Origin of the sequence: Micromonospora sp. BL4 (assembly GCF_003667505.1) — a bacterium.
GTDB lineage: Bacteria > Actinomycetota > Actinomycetes > Mycobacteriales > Micromonosporaceae > Micromonospora.
Window position 1 is genome coordinate 24,181 of record NZ_RCVJ01000258.1, and the last position, 6,608, is coordinate 30,788.

Below are 6,608 nucleotides of genomic sequence, written 5' to 3' on the forward strand. Positions count from 1 at the left end.
ACGATGCCGGAACCACTGGACGCCGCCCTGGCCCAGGTCAGGGCACTACTGCTCGATCCGGCACTGACCCGGGCGGTCGCCGCCGGGCGCCGCCGTGGCCGCCGCCCGACGGTGGTCCGAGCCGAACTGCGGCCGGTGACCCTCAAGGCCGGGCCGCGTCTCCAGATCGCCACCTCCGACGGCGCCCGCCCGTACACCCGCAACGTCACCCCCGGCCCGGAGACCGCCGCGGCGGTCGACGAACTGTTGGCCGAGCCGTTCGGCAACTGGCACGTGGAGACGGCGGACGCAACACTCCAGCTACGGGTGACGAAGTCCGGCGAGGCGCAGGTGCACCGGGCTGCCGGGACGGCCCGGCCGGCTGCGGCACCCGGCGGGAACGACCGGGCGAAGGAGTACCTGCTCGACCCGGGCGATGAGATCTTCGCCGAGATCGGTGGCTCGGCGGCCAAGCGCCGCCAGGTGGACGCGTTCCTACGGGCCCTGGCGGCGACCCTGCCCGACGAGCTGACCGGTCCGCTGCGGGTGGTCGACCTGGGCTGTGGCAACGCGTACCTGACCTTCGCCGCGTACCGCTACCTGTCCGGCCGGGGGCTCGACGTCGAGCTGATCGGCGTGGACGTCCGGGAGGACCAGCGGCGGCGCAACACCGAGCTGGCACAGCGACTGGGCTGGGCCGACCGGGTCAGCTTCGTGGCCGGCACGATCGCCGACGCCGTCGTCGACCCCGCCCCGGACCTGGTGCTGGCGCTGCACGCCTGCGACACCGCCACCGATGAGGCGCTGGCCCGCGCGGTGCGTTGGGAGGCCCGCTGGGTGCTGGCCGCGCCGTGCTGCCACCACGACCTGGCGAAGCAGCTCCGCGCCCACCCCGCCCCGGCCCCGTACGAGCTGCTGACCCGGCAGGGCATCCTGCGGGAGCGTTTCGCCGACGTGCTCACCGACGCGCTGCGGGCCGGGTTGCTGCGGGTGCACGGGTACCGGGCCGAGGTGGTGGAGTTCGTCGACTCGCAGCACACCCCGCGCAACCTGCTGATCCGGGCCCGCCGTACCGGCACCGCGGCCACCGGGCCGCAGCGCGCGGAGTATCGCGAGCTGGTGGACCAGTGGCGGGTCACGCCCCGGCTGGAGACCCTGCTGGCCGTCGACGAGCCGCCCGCCGCCTAGCGACGGCGGGGCGCCCCTGGTCGGCTAGCGACGGCGGTCGCCGGTGTTGCCCCGGTCCCGCCCGCCGAGCCGCTCGCCAGGGCCACGGTCGAAGGCCGACACCCGCTCGCTGCCCGCCCGCTGGGCGGGTCGCTCGCTGTCGGCCGGTCCGGCCGGGAAGGGCACCACCGTGCCCGCGCTCTCGGCGTTGCCGGCCGCGGCGAAGGCGTTCCAGGAGATGTCGACGAGCAGCTTCTTCATCTCCGCGTGCCGGACGGCGGCGTTGTGCTGCAACGCCATCCGGATGCCCAGCACCACCGCGACCAGCGTGGTGGTGATCGCGCCGGTGGCGGCGAGCACGTGAGCGCCGGTCGCCGCGTCGGTGCGGAGCACCAGGACCAGCAACCAGATCCAGAACGCGGCGGCGAAGACGCCGGCCTTGGCGACGAAGAAGAGGCTCACCGCACCGGGCTGGTACGGCTGGGGGCGGCTCGAATCGGCCATGGTGCTCCTCGACGGTGGCCCGGTCGGACGTGGCAGGCGGACGCGCCATGCCGGGACGGGCACCGAGCTTAGTGGAAGAACGACGATGATCGCTTGATTCGTATTCCGGTCGGTCCACAGTCTGGATGAGAAAAGGTCCCATCCACGGGACAGTTTGTGCGGTCAGTCAATTGTTTCCGCTCCTCGGCGTACTACCCTCAGAGGGCGCATGCCCCAGTGCTTCGGCCGGGAGGGGAAGACCCGCAGGGATGGGTTCTGCAGACGTTTCGCCACAGATGGCGTTCGCCCGCTTCGTCCGGCGCGCCATCGACGACGCTCGCGACGAACGCGGCTGGACGGTCACCGACCTTGCCTCGCACACGGGCGTGGGCCGTTCCACGGTGTTCCGCTGGCTGGCCGGTGACTGGCAGGATTATCCGGAGCTGGCCAAGGTGCGCGGCTTCTGCTCCGCACTGGATCTGCCGGTCGCGGCCGCGTTCCGGGCGCTCGGGCTGCCCGACGCCGGGCCGGCACCCCGCCGACGCAACGACGACGGCCCGGTCGAGGCGGACGTCCGCGCCATCCTGGACCGGCTGGCCGACCCCAGCGTCCCCGCCGAGGAGAAGCACCACATCCGCGACCTGCTCCGCTACCTGGCCCGCCGCCCCATCCGCCGCGCCGGCTGATCCACCCCGCCCTCATTGATCATGAAGTTGTGCCACGACGCGCTGCGCCGACAGGCAATGACTTCATGGTCAGCCGGGTGAGACCCCCGGCCCCGCGAGGGGTGGGGGTCAGGGGATCGTGAGGGTGAACTCCGCGGTGTTGACCTTGGTTCCGACCTGGAAGTCGAGATAGAGGCGGTAGCGGCCGGGGCCGGGGGTGGTCAGCCAGAACTTGACCTGGCCGTCCACGAGTTCCGGTTCGGGGTGCACGTGCAGGTAGCCCAGGTCGCCCTCGCGCAGCGCCACCAGGTGCCCGTACGCCCCGAGGTAGCGCTCCAGCGGCGCCGCGCCGCCGGCCGAGTCGATCCGGAACGTCAGTGGCACCGTCGCACCGGCCTGCGGGCTGCCCTGGTAACCGACGGTGAACCCGTCCACCGTCGTCGAGGTCGCCGGCGCCGGGAGCGGCCGGGGCTGGTAGCCGCCCGGCGCGACCAGGTCCGCGCCGAGGGTCACGGCGGTCTGGCCGCCGTCGGCGGCGACCACGGTGAAGTCGGCGTACGCCCGCCACACACCGGGCTGCGCGAGGGTCAACGGCACCGACCACGTGCCGTCCGGCGCCATGGTCGGGTGCAGGTGCTGGTAGCCGGTCAGGTCCCGCCGGACCACGATGAGATGCATCGGCTTGTCGTGCACGACGGCGAAGCGGGTGACCGGCCGGCGCTGAGCGTCACGCACCTGGAACCGGAGCTGCTCCGGGCGTCCCGCCGGGAACTCGGTGACCAGTGGAGCCAGGGTGTACCCGGCGGAGCTGACCGACAGGCCGCCCGGCTCCGCGCCTGCGCCCTGGTCCGCACCGGCGACGCTGCCGTGGTCGTGCGACTGCGTACCCGGCGGGTGGGTGTGGTCGGCGGCGAGCGTCGCGCCGCCGGTGCTGGTGGCGCCGCCGGCGTTCATCCGACCGAGGCCGAAACCGAGCAGCACCGCGAGCACCAGCCCGCCGACCACCAGCGCCAGCCGGACAGTGCTGCGGTCCGGCGCGGCGGAGACCTGGTCAGGCACCGCCGGCGTCCAACGCGTAGCCGGCCTCGCCGACGGCCACCCGCCCGCTGCCCTCGCAGGTCATCGGGGAGATGGCGTACGCGGAGGCGACGGGCGGTTGCTCGGTCATGCCGCCCACGGTACCGCCGAGGCGGGCCGGTCCCGGTCGACGTCGGGACGGCGTGGCGACCGTCGCAATCCGCACCGCCCGGGAACTTTTCCGCCACCACCCCAGCAGGCCGACAGCGCACGGCCGACCGGCCGGGCCGGCTCAGCCGGCCACGGCGAGGGCGAGCGGCAGCACTCCCGGCACACCGGCCTTCCGCAGCGCTCGGGTCACCATCGTCATCGTCCAGCCCGAGTCGACCAGGTCGTCGACGAGCAGCACCGGACCGGCGAGCCCGGCCAGCGCGTCGGCCAGGTCGGCCGGCACGGTGAACGCTTCATGCAGCGCGCGGACCCGCTGGGCGCTGTTGCCGCGCGGCTCGCCGACGCCACCCGCACCGGTCGGGGCAACCTCACCGAGCAGCGGCAGCCGACCCACGGCGGCGATCCGCTCGGCCAGCGAGCCGACCAGCCGGGGCCGCCGACGGGAACCGACCGCGACCACCGCCGCCGGACGGCGGGGCCACGGGTCGTCGCCGTGCGCCCACGCCTTGAGCACCTCCACCACCGCGCCGGCCACGTCGTCGGGCACCGGCGCGTCGGGAGCTTCCGGGCCGACCAGGTCGCGCAGCCGACCGCCCCAGCCCAGGTCCGAGAGGCGCCCGACGGCCCGCCCCGGCAACGCCTGCTCCGCCGGGGGGATCCGGCCCTTCAGGGGTACGCCCACCCCGTCCAGCCCGGTCGGCCAGAGCTTCTTCGGCGCGATCTCCACGCCGGGCCGGCCCAGGAACGTCTGCGCGGCGGTGAGCGCGGCCGTCGACACGTCCGAGTCGAAGAGTGGCTCGGCGCACCGGTCACACCTGCCGCAGTCGGCCGCCCCGGTGTCGTCCAGGCACTCGCGTAGATACCGCATCCGGCAGGAGGACGTGGTCGCGTACTCCCGCATGGCCTGTTGCTCGACGGTGCGTGCCTCGGCGACGCGCCGCAACCGGGCCTCGTCGTAGACCCAGGGCTCGCCGGTGGCGAGCCAGCCACCGCGCACCCGGCGGACCGCGCCGTCCACGTCGAGCACCTTGAGCATCAGCTCCAGGCGGGCCCGGCGCAGGTCGACGAGCGGTTCGAGGGCCTGGGTGCTGAGCGGTCGGTCGGTGTGCAGGGCGGCCAGCACGGCCCGGACCTGCTGCTCGGGTGGGAAGGCGAGCGAGGCGAAGTACCGCCAGATGGCGGCGTCCTCGGCGCCGGGCAGAAGCAGCACCTCGGCGTGTTCGACGGCCCGGCCGGCACGGCCGACCTGCTGGTAGTAGGCGATCGGCGACGGCGGCGCGCCGAGGTGGACGACGAAACCCAGGTCGGGCTTGTCGAAGCCCATGCCGAGCGCGCTGGTGGCGATCAACGCCTTGATTTTGTTGTCCAGCAGGTCCTGTTCGGCGGCCCGCCGGTCGGCGTCCTCGACCTGACCGGTGTACGAGGCGACCGGGTAGCCGCGGGAGCGCAGAAACTCGGCGGTCTCCCCCGCCGCCGCCACGGTCAGCGTGTAGACGATGCCGGAGCCGGGCAGCTGGTCCAGGTGGTCGGCGAGCCAGGCCAGCCGGTGCGCCGGGCTGGGCAGGTCGAGCACCCCGAGGCGTAGCGACTCGCGGTCCAGGGTGCCGCGCAGGACGAGGGCGTCGCCCAACTGCTCCGCGACGTCCTGGGTGACCCGGGAGTTGGCGGTGGCGGTCGTCGCCAGCACCGGGGTGCGCTCGGGCAGCTCGGCGAGGAAGGTGCGCAGCCGCCGGTAGTCCGGCCGGAAGTCGTGCCCCCAGTCGGAGACGCAGTGCGCCTCGTCGACCACCAGCAGTCCGGTGGTCGCGGCGAGCTTCGGCAGTACGCCGTCGCGGAAGTCGGGGTTGTTGAGCCGCTCGGGGCTGATCAGCAGCACGTCGACCGCGCCGGCCTGGATCTCGGCGGTGATCTGGTCCCACTCGTCCAGGTTCGCCGAGTTGATGGTGCGGGCCCGGATGCCGGCTCGGGCGGCCGCCTCGACCTGGTTGCGCATCAGCGCCAGCAGCGGCGACACGATGACCGTCGGGCCGGCCTGCTCGGCCTGGGCGGTGTCGCGCAGCAGCGCGGTGGCCACGAAGTAGACCGCCGACTTGCCCCAGCCGGTGCGCTGCACGCAGAGCACCCGCCGCCGGTCGACGACCAGCGCCTCGATCGCCCGCCACTGGTCCTCGCGCAGCCGGGCGTGCTCACCGGCCAGCCGGCGCAGCACCGCCTCGGCCCGCTCCCGTACCGCCGCCCGCTCGTCGCCCATCCGGCATTTCTACCAGCGCCGGGCGTCAGGACCTCGGTTCGCACGGGAGGTTCGGGTCACGATCCGGCCGTTCGCGCCTCCTCGGGCAGGGCGGCCGGGGGTAGGAAGAGCAGCAGGTCACGGAGAGGCTCGGTGGCACTCGGGGGCAGCAGACAACGCCCGGCCAGCTCTTCCATGGAGGCGTACGGACCGCGCAGCCAACGGTCGACCACGAGCTGCCGGGACTGGTCGGCGGTCAGGCCGGGCAGCTCCGCGAGCACCTGTTCCGGTACCGAGTTGACGTCGATCAGGCCGCCGTCGTCGAAGGTGCGGGGCAGGTCGGGCCGGCCGAGTCGCAACTCGTCCCGAGCCGCGGGGTAGTGGTAGAGCAGGTAGCGGGCGTGTTCACGACGGATGCGCCGCTCCTCGTCGGCTCGGTCCCTCCCGCTACCCGGGCTGCCGGTGATGGCGGCCCAGAGACCGCGGCTGAGCAGGACCACGTGCACCGCCCCGACGAGCCACGTGATCAGAGCCAGGCCGAGGAAGCCCACCGCCTTGTTGTCGGAGATCTCGTCCGAATTCTCGACGTCGAGAAGACCCACCTCGACGATGAGCAGGGCGAGGTACCCGACGCCGGCGACCGCGAGCCGCCAACTGCGCCGCCAGGCCGCGTAGGCCGCGATCACCAGCCAGGTGAGGCAGCCGAAGGAGAGCAGCACGAGTGCCGTACCGAGGATCGTGACGGTCCTGCTCGCCCAGCGCGGTGTCGGCGTCCGCACGCGCTTCCCGGCTGCCACCGGTGGCGGTGCGGCGAGCGGGGTCCACAGGTGCGACGGCGGGACGGACGTCGGTAGGGGCGGCGAGCTGACCGGGGGCGGCGCGGCGGGCGGCGGCAC

Annotated in this window: 5 protein-coding genes and 1 pseudogene; 2 read left to right on the top strand and 4 right to left on the bottom strand. The window is 73.8% G+C overall.

Features of this window, described 5'->3' with window-relative positions; translation table 11 throughout:
* Nucleotides 1-3 precede the first annotated feature (3 nt).
* Complete coding sequence (locus tag EAD89_RS29870; RefSeq protein ID WP_121678015.1) at nt 4-1,167, top strand: SAM-dependent methyltransferase; 1,164 nt, start codon at nt 4-6, stop codon at nt 1,165-1,167.
* Nucleotides 1,168-1,191: 24 nt separating this feature from the next.
* Here the strand turns inward: EAD89_RS29870 and EAD89_RS29875 are convergent, their stop codons facing one another.
* Nucleotides 1,192-1,650 (bottom strand): hypothetical protein, encoded by a 459-nt coding sequence (locus EAD89_RS29875; protein WP_121656118.1) that lies wholly within the window; start codon nt 1,648-1,650, stop codon nt 1,192-1,194.
* 248 nt (nt 1,651-1,898) lie between these two features.
* Here EAD89_RS29875 and EAD89_RS29880 point away from each other — a divergent pair, with 248 nt between their 5' ends.
* Complete coding sequence (locus tag EAD89_RS29880; protein ID WP_121656117.1) at nt 1,899-2,315, top strand: helix-turn-helix domain-containing protein; 417 nt, start codon at nt 1,899-1,901, stop codon at nt 2,313-2,315.
* Between the two features lie 108 nt (nt 2,316-2,423).
* On the opposite strand, the gene EAD89_RS29885 is transcribed toward EAD89_RS29880, so the two are convergent.
* From EAD89_RS29885 to EAD89_RS29895, 3 genes and pseudogenes are all read right to left on the bottom strand, one after another.
* Nucleotides 2,424-3,353 (bottom strand): hypothetical protein, encoded by a 930-nt coding sequence (locus EAD89_RS29885; RefSeq protein ID WP_121678016.1) that lies wholly within the window; start codon nt 3,351-3,353, stop codon nt 2,424-2,426.
* 250 nt (nt 3,354-3,603) lie between these two features.
* Nucleotides 3,604-5,733, bottom strand: a complete 2,130-nt coding sequence (locus tag EAD89_RS29890) for a RecQ family ATP-dependent DNA helicase (protein ID WP_121678017.1) — start codon at nt 5,731-5,733, stop codon at nt 3,604-3,606.
* A gap of 56 nt (nt 5,734-5,789) precedes the next feature.
* Nucleotides 5,790-6,608, bottom strand: a pseudogene (locus tag EAD89_RS29895) (helix-hairpin-helix domain-containing protein); the annotation flags it as partial.